The following is a 20,582-nucleotide window of genomic DNA, read 5'->3' as shown; positions in this document are numbered from 1 at the left end:
GGCACTCGTGCCGAACACCACACGGATGACGGCCCCCGGGCGACGCGCGACCGCGAACAGCCCCGCAGACCTCGCCCCACAGCCACACAAACCCCACCAACAGCCGCCGCAGCCAGGCGAGCACACCGTCACGAGCCCACCCCCCAGCAACCCGCAACCGTCCGAACTCGTGAGAAGGCTGCCGCAGGCGCCCGGGGATTCGGGGTGCGGGCTCGCAGGTCGTTAGGGTTGTCGGGGTCCGGTGTGGGTCGTTGAAAGGTGTTGCCGTGCTGGTTCTGCTGCCGCCGTCGGAGGGGAAGGCTGCGCCGGAGGCGGGGGTTCCGGTGGAGGTGGCGGGGCTTTCGTTGGCGGGGCTGGGCGCAGCGCGGCAGGAGGTGCTGGCGGCGCTGGTGGGGCTGTGCTCGGGGGACGAGGAGCGGGCCGCCGAGGTGCTGGGGCTGAGCAAGGGGCTGCGCGGGGAGGTGGCCAAGAACGCGGGGCTGCTGACGGCGGGGGCGCGGCCGGCCGGCGAGGTGTACACGGGGGTGCTGTTCGACAACCTGGGTCTGGCGAAGTTGGACGAGCGGGCGTACGCCCTTGCGGAGCGTTCGCTGCTGGTGTTCTCCGGCCTGTGGGGTGCGGTGCGGATCGGCGACCGGATTCCGCCGTACCGCTGCGCGATGGGGGTGAAGCTGCCGCCGCTGGGCACTCTCGCCGCGTACTGGCGGGCGGCGATGGACGGCGTGCTGCCGGCGGAGGCCGGGGACGGGCTGGTGCTGGATCTGCGCAGTTCGGCGTACGCGGCGGCGTGGAAGCCGGCCGGTGAGGTGGCGGGCCGGACGGTGACGATGCGGGTGCTGCAGGAGCGCGAGGTGGACGGGGTGCTGAAGCGTTCCGTGGTCAGCCACTTCAACAAGGCGACCAAGGGCCGGCTGGTGCGCGACCTGCTGGCGGAGGGCCTGGAGCCGTCCTCGCCGGGCGAGCTGGTGGACGCGCTGGCGCAGCTCGGCTACCGGGTGGAGGTCTCGGCGCGCGGCACGGCCCGCAAGCCGTGGCAGCTGGACGTCGTGGTGACGGACGTGCACTGACCGTCCGCCACCACGAGGGTGTCAGCGCAGGTGCGCGGTGTCGTTCAGCAGTCGCAGCGACGCGTTGCCGTCGCTGTAGTACTGGACGGCGCACAGTGAGGCCGCGGAGAGTTCCATCCGGTGCACGGCGTCCGGCGGGGCGCCGAGGGCGAGTCGCACCAGGGTCTTGATCGGGCTGACGTGCGAGACCACCAGGACGGTCTTGCCGGGGTAGCGGGCGAGGATCCGGTCGCGGGCCTGCCCGGCCCGGTGGGCGAGGGTGGTGAGCGACTCGGCGCTGCCGGTGGGCTTGGCCTTGGCGGAGCCGAAGAAGGCGGCCAGGTCCTCGGGGTGACGTTCCATCACCTCGGCGTAGGTGAGGCCTTCCCAGTCGCCGAAGTCGAGTTCCCGCAGGCCCTCCTCGATCCGCACGTCGAGGCCGAGTCGGCGGGCGGCGGCCTCGGCGGTCTGCCGGGTGCGGAGCATCGGCGAGGAGACCACGGCCTGCACGGTGCCGCGGGCGGCGAGCGCCTCGGCAGCGCGTTCGGCCTGCCAGACGCCCTTCTCGGAGAGGCCCGGGTCGGTGCCGGTGCTGCCGGAGAACTGCCGGAGCGGGGTGAGCGGGGTCTCGCCGTGCCGCAGCATCACCAGGGTGGTGGGGGCGCCGAGGTCGGCGGGCGCGGCCCAGCCGGCCCGGGGGGCGGGTGCAGCGGGCAGCGGCTCGTCCACCGCGGCGGCGGGCGCGGCGGCGCGGGGCCTGGGCTCCCACTGGCGGCCCTGCTTGCCGGCGTCCATCGCCTCGTTGGCGAGCCGGTCGGCCTCCTTGTTCTTCTCCCGCGGGATCCAGCTGTACTCGACGTTGCCGCGGGCGGCGATGCCGCGGGCCTCGGCGGCCAGCGGCTGCATGTCGGGGTGCTTGATCTTCCAGCGGCCGGACATCTGCTCGACGACCAGTTTGGAGTCCATCTCGACCAGGATCCGGGCGTCCGGGTCGAGTTCGCGGGCCGCCTTCAGGCCGGCGATCAGGCCCTTGTACTCGGCGACATTGTTGGTCGCCCGCCCGATGTACTCGGCGGCCTCGGCCAGGATCTCGCCGGTGCGGGCGTCGAGGACCACCGCGCCGTAGCCGGCCGGCCCCGGGTTGCCCCGGGAGCCGCCGTCGGCCTGAACGATGAACTGGGCTCCGGCCACCGGGGTCAGACGCCCGACTCGCCGGTGCGGACCAGGATCCGGCCGCAGTTCTCGCAGCGGAGCACCTTGTCGGTGGGCTCGGCCTTGATCGCGTTGAACTCGGTGATCGAGAACTCGGTGCGGCAGCCCTCGCAGCGGCGCTGGTACAGGCGGGCCGCGCCGACGCCGCCCTGCTGCTCGCGCAGGCGCAGGTAGGCCTTCATCAGGTCGGCGGGGATGACGTTGGCGACGGCCTCGCGGTCGCGGCGGACCTTCTCCGCCTCGCCGTCGATCTCGGCGAACTTGGCGTCGCGGCGGCCCTCGGCCTCGGCGACCACCACGGCGGAGTGCTCCAGGCGGGCGGTGAGCTCGGTGACCCGGGTCTGCGCGGACTCCAGGCGCTCCATCACCTCCAGCACCACGTCCTCAAGGTCGCCCTGGCGCTTGGCCAGCGAGGCGTTCTCGTGCTGGAGGTTCTCCAGGTCCTTCGGCGAGGTGACCGCGCCGGAGTCCATCCGCTGCTGGTTGCGGGCGGCGCGGCTACGGACCTGCTCGACGTCCGCCTCGGCCTTGGTCTGCTCGCGGGTGGTGTCGCCGAGCTGGGCCTGGGCGGCGACCACCAGGTCCTTGAGGGCGGTGTGGTCGGCGGTGGCCTTGTCGATCTCGGCGTGCTCGGGCAGGGTGCGGCGCCGGTGGGCCAGCTGGTCGAGACGGGAGTCGATGGCCTGCAGGTCGAGCAGGCGGATCTGGTCGGCGGGCGCGGCGTTCACGCGGGATGGCTCCTGTGTGTGGTTCGACGGGATGTCAGGGGGTGTACGGCATCGGCGCGTGCGCCGTCCACGGGTCGGTGACCCGGGTGGAGACGCGGGTCTCCAGCGGCCGATCGTGGGCGTCGGCGCGGCCGGAAGTGAATCTGCCGGTGAGCTCGCGGGCGGCGAGCGTGAGCCAGGGCCACTCGGTGGCCCAGTGCGCGGCGTCGACCAGGGCGACGGGCGCCGCCTCGGTGGCCTCGGACGCGGGGTGGTGGCGCAGGTCGGCGGTGAGGTAGGCGTCCACGCCGGCCTTGCGGGCCTCGGCGAGGAAGGAGTCGCCGGAGCCGCCGCAGACCGCGACCCGGCGCACCTGCCGCTCCGGGTCGCCGGCGGCCCGGACGCCCGCCGCGGTGGCGGGGAGTCCGGCGGCGACCTGGGCGGCGAACGCGCTCAGCGTCATCGGCTGCGGGAGTTCGCCGATCCGGCCGCTGCCGCGGCGGCCCGCCGGGTCGGTCGGGTCGGCCACCAGCGGGCCGGTGACCTTCAGTCCGACGGCCTCGGCGAGCGCGTCCGAGACGCCCGGGTCGGCGTGGTCGGCGTTGGTGTGCGCGACGTGCAGCGCGATGTCGTGCTTGATCAGGGTGTGCACCACCCGGCCCTTGAAGCCGGTCGCGGCGACCGTGGTGGTGCCGCGCAGGTAGAGCGGGTGGTGGGTGACCAGCAGGTCGGCGCCCCACTCGACGGCCTCGTCCACCACGGTCTGCACCGGGTCGACGGCGAACATCACCCGGCCCACTTCGGCCTCGGGATCGCCGCAGACCAGGCCCACCGCGTCCCAGGACTCCGCCCACTGCGGCGGGTAGATCTCTTCGAGCACGGCGATGACGTCGGACAGTTTCGGCACCTGTCGAGACTACCGCGTGCCACGGCCCCGCCCGGCCGGGCCCGTCCGCCACCCGCGCTGCGGACGGGCCGCACACCTGCGCGTCAACGCGATGTCGGGCGGCCGATCGGGGCGCGGACGGCGTTCCCGGGGGCCGACGGACGGTGGACCGGCCGGTGGGAGCGCGGAGGGCCCTGCCCACACGCCCCGGGGCGAACGTATTCGAAAACGAAATTTGATCACCCTTACGAGTGAAGTGACTCGGCCGGTGTTGAGTCACCCCCGCCCCGAAAGTAACTTCAGTCCTGCGAACGAGAGTTGCCTCGACCGGGGGGTCGAAAAAAGGGTGACCGGCCGGAATTCCCGAAAGAATTCGGCCGGCACGGGCGAGCCTCTCGTGACTTCCGCAGACCGTGACGGGTCGAGTCCACCGCGAAGGGGTGTGAAGCAGATGGGGACGGGCACACCGCTGCGCAGGACAGGGGGGCCGGTACCGGTCGACGACGAGCCGGGCGCGGACGGCGCGTTGGCGGAGGTGGCGCGGGCGGCCGTGACCGGCAGCAGGGCCCGGGGAGGCGACGGCGACTGGACGGTCGCGGTCGAGGGCTTCTGGTGCACGGTGCGGCCGCCCGGCCGTGAACTCCCCGAGCAGGGGTGGAAGCTGCACGTCGCCGCGGCCTCCCCGGTCGCGGTCGAGGTGCTGGCCGCGGTCGCCGCGGTGATCGCCGAGGACCCGTGCACGTTCAAGTTCGCCGCGGACCGGGAGCGCCTGCACGAAATCAATTCCCGCAACAGCGACCGGGCTTCGGCCGGGAAATTCCTCACCGTCTATCCGGGCGACGAGGAGCAATTCCGCCGGCTCGCCGAGAAACTCCACCTGGCCACCGCGGGAATGCCCGGACCGGTGATTCTCTCCGACCGTCCGTACCGCCCGGGCAGCTCGGTGCACTACCGCTACGGCGTCTTCACCGGCCGCGCGGTGCTGGGCAACGACGGCGCGTACCGCTCGATGCTGCGCGGCCCGGCCGGCGAGTCGGTCGAGGACGTCCGCACCGCGTCCTACCGCTGCCCGCCGTGGGTGGTCGACCCCGTCGAGGGGGCGGGGTCGACCACGGGCACGGGCACGGGTGCGAACGGGCGGCGGGCCGGCGTGCTGCTGGACGGCCGCTGGGCGCTCACCGCCGCGCTGCGGCACAGCGCCAAGGGCGGCGTGTTCCTGGGCGCCGACCCGGCCACCGGCGCCGAGGTGGTGGTCAAGCAGGCCCGCGCCCACATCGAGGTCGACCGGGCCGGCACCGACGCCCGGCAGGCGCTGCGGCACGAGGCCGAGCTGCTCGACCTGCTGGCCGACAGCGGGCTGACCCCGCGGGTGCACGCCCTCGTCGAACAGCAGGACTCGCTCTTCCTGGTCCAGGAGCGCATCCCCGGCCAGGCGCTGGGCAGCTGGGTCGCCGCCCGACTGCGGCGCGACGGCACCCCCGGCGTGCCGTGGGCCGAGGCCGGTCCGCTGGCGCTTGCCCTGATCGACCTGGTGGAGCACGTCCACCGGCGCGGGCTGGTGCTGCGCGACCTCTCCCCCGGCAACGTGCTGGTCCGGCCGGACGGCGCCGTCCGCCTGGTCGACCTCGAACTCGCCGTCCCCGCCGGAACCCTGGCCGGAACCGCCGGCACCCCCGGGTACCGCGCCCCCGAGAACTCCGGCCCGCACCGCACCCACCGGGCCGACCCCGGCGCCGACCTGTACGCACTCGGCGGCCTCTTCTTCCTGCTCGCCACGGGTCACGACCCGCTGCTGCCCGGCGACGGGTCCCTTGACCACTGGCTGGCGTCGGCCGCCCGCGCGGGCCTCACCGCACGCCGACTGGCCCCGCTGGTGCTCAGGCTGCGCGAGGAACACGCCGACCGGCGGTGGAGCCTCGCCCGGGTCCGGCACGAACTCGCCGGACCCGCCCCGCAGGCCCCCGGTCCGAGGACGCCTCCCCCGCTGGACCGGCTGCTGCACGACGGGCTGCGCCACCTGGCGTCCACCGCCACCCCGCAGCGCCCCGACCGCCTGTGGCCGACCGTCCCGAGCGGGCAGCTCACCGACCCGTGCAACGTGCAGCACGGCGCCGCCGGCGTCCTCGCCGTCCTGGCCCGGGCGAGCCTCGCCCCGCTGCCCGAACCCGTCCGCGAACAGGCCCGGGCCACCGCCGCGACGGCCGCCGACTGGATCGAACGACGCTGCGCCGCCGAACCCGTGGCGCTGCCCGGCCTGCACTTCGGCCGCTCCGGCACCGCCTGGGCCCTGTTCGACGCCGCGGACGCCCTCGACGACCCCGGCCTCGCCGAACGGGCCGCCGCAATGGCGCTCGACGTCCCCCTGGCCTGGCCCAACCCGGACGTCTGCCACGGCGCCGCCGGAGCCGGGCTCCTCCAGCTGCGCGCCCACCGCGCCACCGGAGCACCCCGGTTCCTCGACCGCGCCGCGCACTGCGCCCGCACCCTGCTGGCCGCCGCCCGCACCGAACCGTACGGAACGGTCTGGCCGGTGCCCGCCGACTTCGACTCGGCCCTCGCCGGAGCGGTCCACCTCGGCCACGCCCACGGGGTGGCCGGCGTGGGAGCCTTCCTGCTGGCCTGCGCGGAACGGCTGCGCGCCGCCGAACTGCCCGATGCCGCCGACGAGTTGACGGCCGGGGCGGGCCTGGCGGCGCAGACCCTGGCCGCGACCGCCCGGTGGGACGGCGACGCCGCATGGTGGCCGCAGAGCCACGGCGACCCGGCGCACGTCCGGCTGGCGCACTGGTGCAGCGGCTCCTCCGGAGTCGGCAGCTTCCTGATCCGCCACTGGCAGGCCACCGGCGACGACCGGGCCCACCAGCTGGCCCGCGCCGCCGGCCGGGCCGTCCTGAACGCCCGCTGGCACAGCGGGACCTCCGCGTGCCACGGCCTGGCCGGCAACGGTGAGTTCCTGCTCGACCTGGCCCGGGCCACCGGCGAGAGCCGCTTCCGCCACGGCGCCCGGGAGATCGCCCGGCTGCTCGCCGACCGCGCCACCCGCCGCGACGGTCTCCTGCTCCTCCCCGACGAGACCGGCGCCACCAGCACCCCCGCCCACGGCACCGGCACCACCGGCCCCCTCGCCTTCCTCCTCCGCTTCCACCACCAGGGGCCGCGCCTGTGGTCCGACCCGGAGCCGTACCGCGAGGCCGCTTCGCAGGGATGCCGACTTGGCCCGCTGACAGGCCAGTTGAGCGCCGGGTCGACAGGAGGGCGCCGATGAGCACCACGAACGCGTCCGCCGGCAGGAGCCCGGTGTCGGCATCAATTCGCAGGCCCCGGCCGCCGGTTGTCGCGGCGCTGAGGGGTGACGCCACCGCCCGCACCACACGGCTGTCCGCGCCTGCCGGCGTGAGCCTGCCGCAGCCGCCGACTCGGCCACTTCGCCCGCCGGTCTCCGCATCGTCGCGGAGCGGAGCGGACTCGCACACCGCGCGGTCGCTCGCGCCTGCCGGCCAGGGGCCGCGCCGGGATCCGGCCCTCGCACGCCACCTGCCGCGAAGCGGAGCGAACGCCCACACCCCGCAGCCGCTCGCGCCTGCCGACCAGAAGCCGCACCGGAATCCAGCCCCCGCACGCCACCCGTCGCGAAGCGAAGCGAACGCCCACACCCCGCAGCCGCTCGCGCCTGCCAGCCAGAAGCCGCACCGGAATCCAGCCCCCGCACGCCACCTGCCGCGAAGCGAAGCGAACGCCCACACCCCGCAGCTGCCCGCCCGTCAACTTTCGCTCCCTGCACCGCCCTTGCCCCACCGCCCCACTGGAGGACCCCGATGAGCACCGCGACTGTACGCACCGCGTCGCAGGCGTTGCGGCGGTTGAGTTTCACCTTCGCCGGCGACGGCTCGCACGCCGCGTGCCTGGCGGCCGGGGCCGACGGCGGTTGGTACGTGGAGAGTTGGCGGCTGCCGGAGCAGGGGGTGGCGACGCCGGGGCCGCTGGCGTTGGCGGAGGGGCGGGCGGAGAGTCTGCGGTCGCAGTTGGTCGCGCTGCCGGACGGGCGGGTGGCGGTGTGTCGGCACGACGGCGATCGGCACACGGTGGTGGCGCTCGCGGACGGCGGGCCGGGGCGGCCGGCCGTCGAACTCCCGCTTGCGGGAATGCGGTTGCCCGGGCTGCGGATGCTGGCGATGCCCGGTCCTGCCGGGACGGCGGCGGACGCGCCGATCGCGGTGCTGCTCGGGACCGACACCCGGCCGGTGACCACGGTGTGGCTGCTGGCCGCGGACGGCTCCGCGCCACGCGTGGCGGCCGAGCTGCCCGGACTGTACGGCGGCGGAGTGTGGCTGGACGAGGTCGGACGCCTGCTGGCGCTGGACCGGGTGGCCGACGGCATGGTGAAGACCGTCGTGCTGGATCTCCGACTCGGCGTCGCCACCCCCCTGTTGGAGCTGGGCGCGAGCAGCAACGACCGGCTGGTGCTGTTCGATCCGGCGACCGGCTTCGGGATGCTGCGCAGCGACGCGCCGGGCGTGGACCGGCTGGGCTGGGCGCTGATCGGCGGCACCGAGCCGGTGCGTTTCCCCGACTGCCTGCACCAGCCGGGCCGCCTGCTCCGGCCGATCGCACTCGCGCCGGACGGGCCCGGCACGGAGCCCCGGGTGGTCCTCCAGGTGGATCACGGAGCGGCGTCCTCGCTGGTGCTGTGGCAACCGGCCGGCGGGCGGCTCGATCCGCTGCCGGTGCCGCCGGGGCGGCTCGGTGCGATCGGGCACTGGTCGCCGGCGGGTCTGCGGATGCCGTACTCGGCGCCGGACCGTCCGGCCGCCCTCGCCACCCTGGACGTGGACGCGCTGCTGACGGCCCGCCCGGATGCTCCGCTCGACGCCGCCTTGCCGGCCGGCTGGCGGCTGGACGGTTCGGCGACGCCCGGGGACGGCGGCCGGTGGCGGTCGGCGCAGTGCGTTCGGCTGGCGGGTCCGGCCGGTCCGGTCGAGGCGGTGGTGTACGGCGGCGAGCAGTGGCTGACCGCCCCGCACCTGGTGCTGGCGCTGCACGGCGGGCCGGCGGACGTCTGGCGGCTGGAGTTCGACCCGGCGCTGCAGCGGATGGCGGCGCAGGGCCTGGCCGTTCTCGCCCCGAACCAGCGCGGTTCGACGGGCTACGGCACGGAGTTCGCGATGGCGATCCGCGGCGCGTGGGGCGGCCCCGACCTGGACGACGTCCTGGCGCTGCTGGCGAGCGTGGCGGGGCGGCGGGCCGCGCTCGGCCTGGAGCCGCCGGCCCTGTTCGGCGTCAGCTACGGCGCGTTCCTGGCGCTGCTGGCCACCGCGCACGCCCCGGCCGGGACGGTGTCGCGGTGCGCGGTGGTGGCGCCGTTCCTGTCGGGCGGCCGGCTGCTGGCGGAGGCCTCGGCCCCGGTGCGGGCGCTGACCGCCCGGCTCGGCGGCGACCGTCCGATCGACGACGCCCGGGGCCCGCGCGACGTCCTGCACCTCGCGGACCGGCTGCGCACCCCGCTGCTGGTGGTGCACGGCGACCGGGACGAGGTGGTGCCGGTCGGTCAGTCCCGGTCGCTACGGCACGAGTTGCTGCGCCTCGGCCGGACCGAGGGCGCCGACTTCCGTTACGTGGAGGCGGCGGGCGCGGGGCACGAGCTGCTCGCCGAGGAGGGCGCGGCCGTGCTGCACGAGCTGCTGGCGGGCTTCCTGCGCACCGGCAGACCCGCCTGACCCGCCCCGGATCCTGACGATTCGTCACAAGACTTCCCGCCGCGCGCGGGAGCCCGCCGGCCTGCCCGGCTGTGGCCAGGAGCGCGTCCGGCGGGGCCTGACCTGCAACGGGAAAACGCTTTCCGTCGCAGTCGTCGGACACGTCCGTGCCCGACGGAACCCATAGGGGAGGAAACACCATGGAGAACATGACCGCGTTCGAGACCGACCTCGCGGCCCTGCAGGAGCTGCCGGAGCTGGAGTCGGTCGAGCTGGGCGGCCACGGAGCCGGGTGCCAGTTCACCTGTCTGGTCCTGACCTGCCTGATCTTCACCATCAGCTGACGCCGGGACACCCGGGCCGGGTCCGCCCCCGCGAAGGAGCGGACCCGGCCCGCACCGTCCGGGTCACCCTGCGCCCACCGGGAGTTGACCGGGCGTGAGGCCGGTCGATCGCGCCGACGGTGTCGGAACCGCCGGAGGCCACGATCGCACCGGCCCCGCCCGAGGTGGCGGGCGCAGCCCCGGACGTCACGACGCAGGCCGGGCCGTCGCCGGACCGGCTGCCCGGTCGGTGCTCGGCGCGGCCGAGTCGGCACCGACCCCGGGCAGCAGGTCCGGCGCGAGCCGTTTCGAGGGGGTGCGCGAGCGGCGACCCGACCTCCGGCGAGACTCTCGGCGTCAAGTCTCCGCAGGTGCACGAAGGTTCGGACACCGTCGCAGCCGCCGAGGGCACGGGCGTCGACAATCCTCCGGGTCCGCCTCGGCCCTCGTCCCGACCCGGACGCACCGGTGCTCGCCGAACTCCGCGCCGTCGCCGTTCGGTGCGGTCCCGGCCAGGACCCGCGCGGCCGCGACCTCGGTCGAGCGGTCGCGCAGGGCTCGTTCCATCGCCTCGGCCACCCTCGTGCGGGGCAGTACGGGAAGGCTCCCGAGGGTCCGTCGCACCGGCGTCCCGCGGGGCTGTTCGAACTGCCGCCGCGCGTTCCCGGCAAGGAACCCGCGGGAGTGGCAGCCGCGGGCGGTGCGGGTCCGGGGGCGCGACGCACAGCGGTTTGGGTAGGCTCCGATCCGATTCGGCCGTTATCGTGGCCCCCGCGCGGGCCGACCACGAGGACGGCCTGCTTCCTGCTGTCCGGCTCCCGGACACACCGGCGCGCCGAGGCGTACCGGTGCACCTTCCGCAGAGACCGCCCATTCGCACGGAGAAGACTGACCAGATGTCCGAGTCCATCGACGACACCACGCACGACCACCGCGCGCCCGGCGCCGACGAGGCCGCCGACGGCCTGGCTCACGGCCGGCACCGTGGTACCACTGCCAGCGACGACAGCGCGGACGCGGACCCGCACGGCCGCCACCGCCGCTGACGTTCCGGCTGCCGCGGGCCCCGGCCCGCCGCACGACCACCTCGCACCGCCGACGCCCCCGGTCCCGTCACCGTCCTGACGGGCCCGGGGGCGTCGGCCGTCCGGCCCGCGGCGCGGCACAACCCGGCCGAGCCGACCGCGGCGGACGCCCGCCTCAGTCGACCGTGAGCACCGTGCGCAGCGCCTCGCCGCTGCGCATCTGCCGGATCGCCTCGTTGGCCTCGGTGAGCGGCAGCCGGTGGGTGATCATTCCGGCCAGGTCCAGTCGGCCGGCCCGCCACAGGTCGACGGCCCGGTCCGCGGTGCGGCGGACGTCGCCGCCGCCGTACATGGACGGCAGCACGCGCTTCTCGTTGAAGAAGAGCTCGCCCAGGCTGAAGGAGACCCGGTCGTCGGCCGCGCCGGCGCCGATCACCACCACCGCGCCGCCGCGCCGGGCGGCGTCGTAGCCGGCCCGGACGGTCTCGGAGCGGCCGACCGCCTCGAAGACGTAGTCGAAGCCGCCGCCGGGGACGCCGCGGGCGGCGGACTTGAGCTCCTCGGGGGCGATCGCCTCGGTGGCGCCGAAGCCGATCGCCCGCTCGCGCCGGGAGGCCACCGGGTCGACCACGGTGATCCGGGCGGCGCCGCAGATCCGGGCGCCCTGGACGGCGGCGATGCCGACGCCGCCCGCGCCGATCACGGCGACGGTCGAACCGGGTTCCACCTGCGCGGTGTTGACGACGGCTCCGAGCCCGGTGGTGACACCGCAGCCGATCAGCGCGGCGAGCTCGTACGGCAGGTCGGCGGGGACCGGCAGCAGGGCGTCGGCGGGGACCACCAGTTCCTCGGCGAAGGCGCCGGTGCTGTAGAAGCCGTACGCGTCGGTGTCGCCGCCGATCCGGAACGTCGGGGTGGACAGCCGGCGCAGCGAGGCCACGCACAGGTGGGTCCGACCGTGCCGGCAGGCGTGGCAGTCGCCGCAGGGCGGCATCCAGCACAGCACCACCCGGTCGCCGGGCGCGAGGCCGGTGACTCCCTCGCCGACCTCGACCACCTCGCCGGCGCCCTCGTGGCCGGGCACGAACGGCGCGGGCTGCGGCAGGACGCCGGTCATCGCGGACAGGTCGGAGTGGCAGAGGCCGGCGGCGTGCATCCGGACCCGGACCCGGCCGGGCCCGAAGCCGACCGCTTCCACGTCGTCACGGACGTCCAGGCTGTCCTGTCCGGTCTGGTGCAGGATCGCTGCGCGCACGGGCTGCTCCCGGGGTGCGGGCCACCGAGGGCCGGGTGGAGGGTGAGGGGGTGGAACACGTTCCACCGCGGGCCCTGTATAGCGCATCGCCCCCGCCGGACGGCAGTCCGCACACCGCCCGCTCCTGCCGCACCCGGTGACCACCGGCCGGGCCGCCCTGATCGAGGCCGAGCTCGCCGGGCGCCGCGAACGACTCGCCGTCGACCTGCTGTGACGGGCGCCCCGCAGGGGCCTGTCCGGCGGCGGAGGGCGTTCCTACCATCCAGTAGGGTCCTGGTCAGTCCCCGACCAGCCCGGCAGGAGCGCCCGATGACCGACCTCACCACCGCCGAGGCCACGCCCGAGCCGCAGGTGCTCGCCGCGTTCCGCGCCGCCACCGGCTTCATGCCCGAGGACGAGGGCCTGGCGCTGTACGCCGCCGCGCTGGAGGCCGCCGGGCGCACCGGGCTGCCGGTGCTGGAGATCGGCACCTACTGCGGGCGCTCGGCGATCCTGCTGGCCGACGCCGCCCGTCGCAGCGGCACGGTCGCCCTCACCGTCGACCACCACCGCGGGTCCGAGGAGCAGCAGCCGGGCTGGGAGTACCACGACCCGACGCTGGTCGACCCGGAGGTCGGCCTGATGGACACCCTGCCGCGCTTCCGCCGCACCCTGCACGCCGCGGGCCTGGAGCCGCACGTGGTGGCGCTGGTGGGTCGTTCGCCGCAGATCGCGGCGGTGTGGCAGGGCCGGCTGTCGCTGGTGTTCATCGACGGCGGGCACACCGACGAGCACGCCACCGGCGACTACCTGGGCTGGGTCCCGCACCTGGCCGAGGACGGCCTGCTGGTGGTGCACGACGTGTTCCCCGACCCGGCGGACGGCGGCCAGGCCCCGTACCGGGTGTACCTGCGGGCGCTGGACGAGGGCTTCGAGGAGGTCTCGGTGACGGGCTCGCTGCGGGTGCTGCGCCGCGCCGCGTCCTGACCTCCCGTCGCCGCCCGGGCCGTTGGACCGGTCCGGGCGGGCCGGGCGGCGACTTTCCGGCCGCGACCGGGAACGATCACCGCGGTTCCGGCGTCGTCCCCACCGCGACGCGTTGCGGGACCGCCGTGACCCGCCCCGCCGACGGCCGGTACGGTGTCGGGGCGGCGGACGGCCTGCGCGGCACGGTCGGTACGGCGGGCAGGCATCGGCGGGTCACAGGCGGGGGCAAGGGGCACGGCATGACGGAGCAGGGCAGGGCCGCACGAGCGGTGTGGGATCCGACCGCGAACAACGGCGCGGGCGGCTGGGTCCGCCGACCGGTGGCGGACGACCCGGCGGCCGCGGGCCCGCCCACCACGGCGATCCCGCTCCCGAAGATCCCGGCCGGCCCGGTCGCACCCGCCGCCCCGATCACCCCTGTCGCGCCGGTCGCGCCCGTCGCCCCTGTCGCCCCTGTCGCCCCGGTCGCACCCATCGTCCCCCAGCCGCCGCAGCCCGAAGCGCCGCGCGTCGCCGCGGCCACCGGTCCGGCGACCCCGCCCCGCGCCCCGAAGCCGACCCCCGCGCCCCCGACCGCCCAGCAGCCGCCCGCCGTCCAACAGCCGCCCGCCGCCCCGCAGCCCCCGGTGGCCCAGCAGCCGCCCGCCGCCCCGCCCGGCCCGCAGCCCTCGTACGGCGGGCAGCAGACGTTCGGCGGGCAGCAGTTCCCGGCCCAGCCGCCGCAGGGCCAGAGCTACGGCGGCCCGCAGCAGTTCGACCAGCAGCCGTACGGCCAGCAGCAGTTCGAGCAGCAGCAGTTCGGCGCTCCGCCGCCGCCGCAGGGCGGTCAGCCGGGCTTCGGCGGTCCGCAGCAGACGTTCGGCGGGCAGCAGTTCCCGCCCCAGCCGCCGCAGGGCCAGAGCTACGGCGGCCCGCAGCAGTTCGACCAGCAGCCGTACGGTCAACAGCCTTTCGAGCAGCAGCAGTTCGGGCAGCCTCAGTTCGGCGGCCCACCGCCCTCCTACGGCGGGCAGCAGACCTTCGGCGGGCAGCAGTTCCCGAACGGCCCGGGCGGGTACGGCGGGCAGGAGCCCGAGTTCGACTACGAGGACGACCCGCGGCGGCGGCGCACCCCGGTACTGATCGGCGCGGCGGTGGCGCTGCTGGTGGTGATCGGCGTCGGCGTGGTGTGGGCGGTGCAGAACAGCGACAGCGGGACGTCGTCCCAGTCGAAGGGCGGCAGCTCCGTCCCGGCGCCGGACCAGTCGCAGAGCGTCCCGGGCGGCGGCGGCGCTTCGCCGGCGGCCTCCGCGCCGAGCAGCGCCGGGCCGTCCGCGTCGGGCTCGCCCTCGGCCGGTCCGGACGCCGCGGCCGAGGCGAAGGCGCTGGACGCGCTGCTGACCAAGGGCGAGAACGCGAAGGCGCCGATCGGCAACGCCGTGGCGAAGGTGCGCAGCTGCCCGCCGAAGACGGAGATCGACAACGCCGCGAAGGTGTTCGACGCGGGCGCCCAGCAGCGCGACCAACTGCTCGCCGAGCTGGCCCAGTTGCACACCGACAACCTGCCGGGCGGGGCGGACGCGGCGGCGAAGCTGAAGGGCGCCTGGCAGGCGTCCGGGGACATCGACCGGGCGTACGCGGCGTGGGCGCGCGCCGTCTCCGCCCAGGGCTGCGCCAACAACACCGCGCCCAGTACCGCCGATCTGGGCCGGGCCAACGACCTCAACCCGCAGGCCACCCAGTCCAAGAAGGACTTCGTGGCGAAGTGGAAACCGATCGCCGACACCTACGGTCTGACGGCGCGCACCTGGGACAGGATCTGAGGAACTCGTGACCGGCCGCACCACCCCGCCCCCCGTCGAGCCCGACCCGCACTCCGGTCGGGAGCGGCGCGCGGTCCGCCTGCGGCGGGCCGCGAAGCTGACGAGCGTGGTGCTGCCGGTCTGTCTGATCGGCTGGCTGAGCTGGCAGGCGGTCGCGAACAGCACCCGGGACGTCACCTCGCACCCGGCGGTCTCGCCGCACTACGCGGAGGGCGACCGGGTGGATGCGGACGGCCCGTCGGGCGCCGCCTCCCCGGAGGGCTCGCCGTCCGCGGGCGCGCCGTCGCCGTCCGCCTCGGCCGCGGGCACGGCGAACCTCCCGCTGGCCGGGCGGACGGTGCTGCTCGACCCGGGGCACAACACCGGCAACGCCAAGCACACCGCCGACATCAACCGGAAGGTGGACATCGGCAACAGCCGCAAGGAGTGCGACACCACCGGCACCTCCACCAACGTGGGCTACTCGGAGGCCGAGTACACCCTGGACGTGGTGCACCGGGCCCGGCAGATCCTCCAGGACCGGGGCGCGACCGTGGTGCTCACCCAGGACGGTGACCGGCCGTGGGGTCCGTGCATCGACGAGCGGGCCCGGATCGGCAACGAGGCCAAGGCGGACGCCGCGGTGTCGATCCACGCGGACGGCGCGCCGGCCTCCGGCAGCGGCTTCCACGTGATCATGCCCGCCAAGGTGGTGGCCGGCCCGGCCGACACCTCCGCGATCGTCGACCCGTCGCACCGGCTGGGCGTGCTGCTGCGCGACACGTTCAAGGCCGGAACCGGTGAGCCGACCTCCACCTACATCGGCCAGCAGGGCCTGGACACCCGCAGCGACCTGGGCGGACTCAACCTGTCGAAGGTCCCGAAGGTGTTCATCGAGTGTGGCAACATGCGCAACACCGGTGACGCCGGGCGGATGTCCGACCCGGAGTGGCGCCAGCGCGCCGCGCAGGCCGTCGCCGATGCCCTGACCAGCTACCTCACGGGGTGATTCACCAGCAGACCCACCGTCAAGACCTGTTCTGCCCCGTGCGGGCCGCCCTGCCGGGCCGTCCGGTTCGTACCGGATCCGGAGGGCGCTGTGCACACGGCGTCGCCTTGGCCCTAGGCTTTTGCCCCGTTGTACCGCTCCGGTACCACGGGGGCTCGGTCACCGCCCGCCGACCACGACTACACCAATGAGGGGAACGTCAGTGAATCTGCGCGCTCTCACCAGGGGAGACGCCGCCGTCGCCGGTGCGGCGGTACTGCTCCTGATTTCGTCCTTCCTGCCTTTCGTGGCGGTCGACTGCTCCGGCAAGTACTGCCCGACGAGCCTGTCCCGGAACGGCTGGTCCTCGGACCTGTTCCCGGTGCTGCCCTCGGTCATCCTGACCGGCCTGATCGGCGCGGCGCTGATCCTGCTGTTCCGGCTCCAGAAGGAGAACTGGGGCACCAAGCAGGTCGTCGGCCTGCGGCTGGACCAGTGGGGCACGGCGCTGTCCGTGGTCTCGTTCTGGGGCTGCCTGTGGACGCTGCTCGGCGTCCAGAAGGGCCTGTCCAACGGTGCGGGCGCCTACCTGGCGCTGCTCTCCACCCTGGTGCTGGCGGGCGCGGTGATCGCCGGTCCGCTGGTCCCGGCCCTGCAGGGTCCGCTGGTCTCCGGCACCCCGGCGGCGCAGACCGTCCCGCAGCCGTTCCCGCCGTACGGCGGCCAGCCCGGCACCTCCGGTCAGCCCGGCCAGCCCGCGCAGCCCGGCGCGTACGGCTACCCGGGCGCGCAGCAGCAGCCGCAGCCGTTCCCCGGCCAGCCGCAGCCGCACGCCGACCAGCCCGCGCCCGCCCAGCAGTTCGGCGGCCAGCCGGCCGGCGGGTACGGCTACCCGGCGCCCGCGCAGGCGGCCGCCCCGGCCCCGCAGCCGGCCGCGCAGCAGCCCACGGCCGTTCAGCCGGCCATTCAGGACCAGGTCCCGCCGCAGGCCGCCGCCGCCCCGTTCGCCCCGTTCTGGTTCGCCGTCCCGGCGGTCCGTCAGCTGGCCAACAAGGACAACCCGATGGGCCCGCCGGTCGGCGAACTGGTCCCCGGCACCTGGTACCTGGCGGTCGACCAGCGCGGCGCGGCGCTCGTCGCCCAGCTGCCCGACGGCACCCACGGCGTCCTGAACGACACCACGGGCATCCAGCGCGGCTGAGCGCCCCCTGGGGCGCGGGGAACCGCGCGAGCGACCCCGCTCGCACCGAAAGGTCCGCCCGAGGAGGGAACTCCCCTCCTCGGGCGGACCTTTCGGCTGCTCCGGGCTCAGCAGCAGTCGCCGACGACCAGCCCGGCCGGCAGGTGCTCCCCGCCGAAGACGCTGACCGTCGCGTGGTCGCCGCCGAGGGCCGCGACGGCGAGCAGCAGCGCGCCGGCCGTCCAGGTGGTGCGCTCCTCGGGCCAGATCGCGTCGTCCTCGAAGACGTAGCCGGTCCAGTAGGAGCCGTCCTGGTGGCGCAGGTGCTGGATCCAGCGGAGGATCTCGACGGCGCGGTCGGACTGCCCGGCGGCCCACAGCGCGAGGGCGAGCTCGGCGCTCTCGCCGCCGGTGACCCAGGGGCGGTCGCTGACGCAGCGGACGCCGAGGCCGGGGACGACGAACCGGTCCCAGTCGGCGGCCAGCCGGGCCGTCGCCTCCTCGCCGCGCAGCGCGGTGCCGAGGACGGGGTAGTACCAGTCCATCGAGTAGCGGTCCTTGTCGAGGAACCGCTCGGGGTGGTGGGCGATGGCGTGGCGGAGGCGGCCGGCGGCGAGCTCCCAGTCGGGCTGGGGCCGGTCGAGGTGGTCGGCGATGGCGAGTCCGCAGCGCAGGGCGTGCAGGATCGAGCAGGAGCCGGTGAGCAGCGCGTCGGTCGCGGCGGCGCCGTCCTCGTCCTGCCGCCAGGCGATCGCCCCGCCGGGGAGGCTGAGCCGGACGGTGTGGTCGAGGGCGCGGCTGACGGTGGGCCAGATCCGTTCCAGGAAGCGGTCGTCGCCGGTGGACAGGTGGTGGTGCCAGGCGCCGACGGCGAGGTAGGCGCAGAAGTTGGTCTCGCGGGCCCGGTCGGTGGCGGTGCCGTCGGCGATGCCGTCCTGCCCGTAGGCGTAGGCGGCGTACCAGGACCCGTCGGGGTTCTGCCGGTCGGCGAGCCACTGGTAGGCGGCTTCGGCGGCGGCGTGTTCGCCGGCGGTGTCGAGGGCCATCGCGGCCTCGGTGTGGTCCCAGGGGTCGAGGTGGCCGCCGTGGAACCAGGGGATCGCGCCGTCGCTCTGCTGGTGGGCGAGGATCGAGCGCACCGTGTCGGCGGCCTGGGCGGCGTCGAGGACGCCGTCCAGCAGCAGGGCCGCGGGGACGGCGGCACTCACGCGCCGGTCCGGGGCTGGTGCGGCTTGCTGGCGTAGACGACGAAGGACTTGCCGAGCACCGGGTTGAGGGCCTTCTCCGCGGCCTTGGTGAGGGTGGAGATGACGGGGGTGCCGACGATGTCCCAGACCAGCAGCTGGTGGTAGGCGCGCACCGGCAGGGCCTTGTCGTTGTTGACGCCCATCGCGCACTTGATCCACCAGTACGGGGAGTGCAGGGCGTGCGCGTGGTGGTTGCCGTAGGGCTCCAGGCCGGCCTCGCGGACCTTCTCGACCAGTTCGTCGCCCTTGTAGATGCGGATGTGCCCGCCCTCGACCTCGTGGTACTCGTCGGACAGCGCCCAGCAGATCTTCTCCGGCAGGTAGCGGGGCACGGTGACGGCGAGCAGGCCGCCGGGCTTGAGGACGCGGACCATCTCGGCGAGCACGCCCTTGTCGTCGGGGATGTGCTCCATCACCTCGGAGATGATGATCCGGTCGAAGGTGTCGTCGTCGAACGGCAGGTTCAGCGCGTCGCCCTCCATGGCGGTGGCGCTGGCCCCGGCGGGCGCCTCGCCGGCCTGTTCCATGGCGGCGAACCACTTGCGGACCTCGGCGATCTCCTCGCCGTTCTGGTCCAGGGCGACCACGTTGGCGCCGCGCCGGTAGCACTCGAACGCGTGCCGGCCGCCGCCGCAGCCCAGGTCGAGCACCCGGTCGCCTGGGGCGAGCGGGAAGCGGGAGAAGTCGACGGTCAGCACTGCGGGGCTCCCATTCACGAAGGGTGGTACGGGTGTTGACGGTCTGTCGGCCGAACGGGTCCGGTCAGCCGACGTAGCGCCAGCCGGGCCCGGAGCGGGCGGCGGCGCCCGTTCCGGTGGCGATGGCGGCCCGGTAGCGGTCGGCGGTGAGTTCGGCGGCGCGGGCCCAGGTGAACCGTTCCAGCACCCGGGCCCGTCCGGCCTCGCCGAGCCGGGCGCGCAGCGCGGGGTCGTCGAGCAGTCGGCCGAGTGCGGCGGCGAGCGCCCCGGCGTCGCCGGGCGGGACGGCCAGGCAGGTCTCGCCGTCGGGTCCGGCGACCTCGGGGATCGCGCCGCCGGTGGTGGCGACCAGCGGGGTGGCGGTGGCCATCGCCTCGGCGGCGGGCAGCGAGAAGCCCTCGTACAGCGAGGGGACGCAGGCGGCCTCGGCGGAGCGGTACAGGTCGACGAGTTCGGCGTCGGTCAGGCCGGTGCGGAACTCGATGTGCTCCTCCAGGCCGAACCGGCGCACCGCGTCGGCGACCGGGCCGTCGTCCTTCTGCGGCTTGCCGACCACCACCAGGTGGGCGTCGCGTTCGGTGCGGACCTTGGCGAGCGCCTCGACCAGGTGCACCAGGCCCTTGAGCGGGACGTCGGCGCTGGAGGTGGCGACGATCCGGCCGGGCACCCGGGCGACGGCGTCGGACGGCGACCACAGGCGGGTGTCGGCGCCGATCGGGACGACCGAGATGGCGTGCGGGGCGGCGCCGAGGTGGTCGGCGATCTCGCCGCGGGAGCTCTCCGAGACGGTGATGACGTGTTCCAGCCGGCGGGCGACCCGCTGCTGCATCCGGGTGAAGGCGTACCAGCGGCGCTTGCCGAGCCGCTCCAGCCGGCCGGCGGCCGCGTCGATCTCCAACTGCCGGTCCACGGTGACCGGGTGATGGACCGTGGTGACCAGCGGGAAGCCGTGCCGGGCCAGGCCGAGCAGGCCGTAGCCGAGGGTCTGGTTGTCGTGCACCACGTCGTAGCGGCCCTTGTGCCGGGCCAGGTACTGGCGGGCGCGCAGCGAGAAGGTCAGCGGCTCGGGGAAGCCGCCGGTGCGCATCACCGCGAACTCCAGCAGGTCCACCGGGCCGCGGAACTCGCCGGCGGCGGGGGTGCGGAACGGGTCGTCGGCGCGGTACAGGTCGAGGCTGGGCAGTTCCACCAGGCGCACCGAGCCGGGGCCCTCGACCTCGTCGAGCACGGGGTACGGCTGCGCGCCGATCACGTCGACGTGGTGGCCGAGCCGGGCGAGCTCCCGGGACAGGTGGCGCACGTACACACCCTGGCCGCCGCAGAACGGGTCGCCGCGGTACGACAGCAGGGCGATCCGCAGCGACGGCGGCGGCAACGCGGTCATCCGGGGCCCCTCTTTCCAACTCACCGGGACCGGCGACGAGCGGGGCCGCCGACCGGTAAAGTAGATCACGTTTCACAGTGGTGCAGGCTCGCCGTCGGGGAAAGCGGACAACGAGGGACCTCGAAGATTACCGGGCCGTAGCTTGCCGTCAGGAGCCGTGGCAGGTGATTCACGCCACGCTGTTCAGCCGC

Annotated in this window: 16 protein-coding genes; 9 read left to right on the top strand and 7 right to left on the bottom strand. The window is 75.1% G+C overall.

Features of this window, described 5'->3' with window-relative positions; translation table 11 throughout:
* Window positions 1–266 precede the first annotated feature (266 nt).
* The gene (yaaA, locus tag CG736_RS10155; RefSeq protein WP_100585846.1) at window positions 267–1,067 is read left to right on the top strand and encodes a peroxide stress protein YaaA; all 801 of its coding nucleotides are present in this window, start codon (window positions 267–269) and stop codon (window positions 1,065–1,067) included.
* Window positions 1,068–1,088: 21 nt separating this feature from the next.
* Here yaaA and CG736_RS10150 read toward each other — a convergent pair whose 3' ends face one another.
* The 3 genes from CG736_RS10150 to CG736_RS10140 are packed head-to-tail and all read right to left on the bottom strand — an operon-like array spanning window position 1,089 to window position 3,872.
* Complete coding sequence (locus tag CG736_RS10150) at window positions 1,089–2,237, bottom strand: bifunctional RNase H/acid phosphatase (protein ID WP_100585845.1); 1,149 nt, start codon at window positions 2,235–2,237, stop codon at window positions 1,089–1,091.
* A 5-nt stretch (window positions 2,238–2,242) separates the two neighbouring features.
* Window positions 2,243–2,986, bottom strand: coding sequence for a zinc ribbon domain-containing protein (locus tag CG736_RS10145; RefSeq protein ID WP_100585844.1), 744 nt, complete (start codon window positions 2,984–2,986; stop codon window positions 2,243–2,245).
* A gap of 34 nt (window positions 2,987–3,020) precedes the next feature.
* The gene (locus tag CG736_RS10140; protein WP_100586017.1) at window positions 3,021–3,872 is read right to left on the bottom strand and encodes a Nif3-like dinuclear metal center hexameric protein; all 852 of its coding nucleotides are present in this window, start codon (window positions 3,870–3,872) and stop codon (window positions 3,021–3,023) included.
* A 430-nt stretch (window positions 3,873–4,302) separates the two neighbouring features.
* Between CG736_RS10140 and lanL the strand changes: the two genes are divergently transcribed.
* From lanL to CG736_RS36065, 4 genes are all read left to right on the top strand, one after another.
* The gene (gene lanL, locus CG736_RS10135; RefSeq protein ID WP_157815503.1) at window positions 4,303–7,116 is read left to right on the top strand and encodes a class IV lanthionine synthetase LanL; all 2,814 of its coding nucleotides are present in this window, start codon (window positions 4,303–4,305) and stop codon (window positions 7,114–7,116) included.
* Between the two features lie 550 nt (window positions 7,117–7,666).
* Window positions 7,667–9,565 carry an alpha/beta fold hydrolase gene (locus CG736_RS10130; RefSeq protein WP_100585842.1) on the top strand — a complete coding sequence of 633 codons (1,899 nt, stop codon included), beginning with the start codon at window positions 7,667–7,669 and terminating at the stop codon, window positions 9,563–9,565.
* A gap of 179 nt (window positions 9,566–9,744) precedes the next feature.
* The gene (locus CG736_RS36070; RefSeq protein ID WP_157815502.1) at window positions 9,745–9,888 is read left to right on the top strand and encodes a VenA family class IV lanthipeptide; all 144 of its coding nucleotides are present in this window, start codon (window positions 9,745–9,747) and stop codon (window positions 9,886–9,888) included.
* An 875-nt stretch (window positions 9,889–10,763) separates the two neighbouring features.
* Window positions 10,764–10,913 carry a hypothetical protein gene (locus CG736_RS36065; RefSeq protein WP_157815501.1) on the top strand — a complete coding sequence of 50 codons (150 nt, stop codon included), beginning with the start codon at window positions 10,764–10,766 and terminating at the stop codon, window positions 10,911–10,913.
* 154 nt (window positions 10,914–11,067) lie between these two features.
* On the opposite strand, the gene CG736_RS10120 is transcribed toward CG736_RS36065, so the two are convergent.
* Window positions 11,068–12,147 carry an alcohol dehydrogenase catalytic domain-containing protein gene (locus CG736_RS10120; RefSeq protein ID WP_100585841.1) on the bottom strand — a complete coding sequence of 360 codons (1,080 nt, stop codon included), beginning with the start codon at window positions 12,145–12,147 and terminating at the stop codon, window positions 11,068–11,070.
* 309 nt (window positions 12,148–12,456) lie between these two features.
* On the opposite strand from CG736_RS10120, the gene CG736_RS10115 reads away from it, so the two are divergent.
* The 4 genes from CG736_RS10115 (at window position 12,457) to CG736_RS10095 (ending at window position 17,083) form a co-directional block, all read left to right on the top strand.
* Window positions 12,457–13,113 (top strand): class I SAM-dependent methyltransferase, encoded by a 657-nt coding sequence (locus CG736_RS10115; RefSeq protein WP_043913706.1) that lies wholly within the window; start codon window positions 12,457–12,459, stop codon window positions 13,111–13,113.
* A gap of 239 nt (window positions 13,114–13,352) precedes the next feature.
* Window positions 13,353–14,915 (top strand): hypothetical protein, encoded by a 1,563-nt coding sequence (locus CG736_RS10105; protein WP_157815500.1) that lies wholly within the window; start codon window positions 13,353–13,355, stop codon window positions 14,913–14,915.
* A gap of 7 nt (window positions 14,916–14,922) precedes the next feature.
* Entirely contained in the window at window positions 14,923–15,903 is a 981-nt protein-coding gene (locus CG736_RS10100; protein WP_100585839.1) for an N-acetylmuramoyl-L-alanine amidase, read from the top strand.
* A gap of 202 nt (window positions 15,904–16,105) precedes the next feature.
* Window positions 16,106–17,083, top strand: coding sequence for a DUF5336 domain-containing protein (locus CG736_RS10095; protein WP_198520426.1), 978 nt, complete (start codon window positions 16,106–16,108; stop codon window positions 17,081–17,083).
* A 107-nt stretch (window positions 17,084–17,190) separates the two neighbouring features.
* On the opposite strand, the gene CG736_RS10090 is transcribed toward CG736_RS10095, so the two are convergent.
* The 3 genes from CG736_RS10090 to CG736_RS10080 form a co-directional block, all read right to left on the bottom strand.
* Window positions 17,191–18,270, bottom strand: a complete 1,080-nt coding sequence (locus CG736_RS10090; RefSeq protein ID WP_198520425.1) for a prenyltransferase — start codon at window positions 18,268–18,270, stop codon at window positions 17,191–17,193.
* On the bottom strand, window positions 18,267–19,007 hold the full coding sequence (locus tag CG736_RS10085) for a class I SAM-dependent methyltransferase (RefSeq protein WP_100585837.1): 741 nt from the start codon (window positions 19,005–19,007) through the stop codon (window positions 18,267–18,269). Before CG736_RS10085 ends, CG736_RS10090 begins: the two co-directional genes overlap by 4 nt.
* Window positions 19,008–19,071: 64 nt before the next feature.
* Window positions 19,072–20,391, bottom strand: coding sequence for a glycosyltransferase family 4 protein (locus CG736_RS10080; RefSeq protein WP_100585836.1), 1,320 nt, complete (start codon window positions 20,389–20,391; stop codon window positions 19,072–19,074).
* Window positions 20,392–20,582 lie beyond the last annotated feature (191 nt).

Source organism: Kitasatospora sp. CB02891 (assembly GCF_002803145.1).
GTDB classification, from domain to species: domain Bacteria; phylum Actinomycetota; class Actinomycetes; order Streptomycetales; family Streptomycetaceae; genus Kitasatospora; species Kitasatospora griseola.
This window is presented reverse-complemented; position numbering and strand designations above follow the sequence as displayed.

Excerpts from the sequence above, each read along its gene's own strand:
- lanL (WP_157815503.1), top strand. The coding sequence starts at position 4,303 with ATGGGGACGGGCACACCGCTGCGCAGGACAGGGGGGCCGGTACCGGTC.
- CG736_RS10130 (WP_100585842.1), top strand. The coding sequence starts at position 7,667 with ATGAGCACCGCGACTGTACGCACCGCGTCGCAGGCGTTGCGGCGGTTG.
- CG736_RS36070 (WP_157815502.1), top strand. The coding sequence starts at position 9,745 with ATGGAGAACATGACCGCGTTCGAGACCGACCTCGCGGCCCTGCAGGAG.
- CG736_RS36065 (WP_157815501.1), top strand. The coding sequence starts at position 10,764 with ATGTCCGAGTCCATCGACGACACCACGCACGACCACCGCGCGCCCGGC.
- CG736_RS10115 (WP_043913706.1), top strand. The coding sequence starts at position 12,457 with ATGACCGACCTCACCACCGCCGAGGCCACGCCCGAGCCGCAGGTGCTC.
- CG736_RS10105 (WP_157815500.1), top strand. The coding sequence starts at position 13,353 with ATGACGGAGCAGGGCAGGGCCGCACGAGCGGTGTGGGATCCGACCGCG.
- CG736_RS10080 (WP_100585836.1), bottom strand. The coding sequence starts at position 20,391 with ATGACCGCGTTGCCGCCGCCGTCGCTGCGGATCGCCCTGCTGTCGTAC.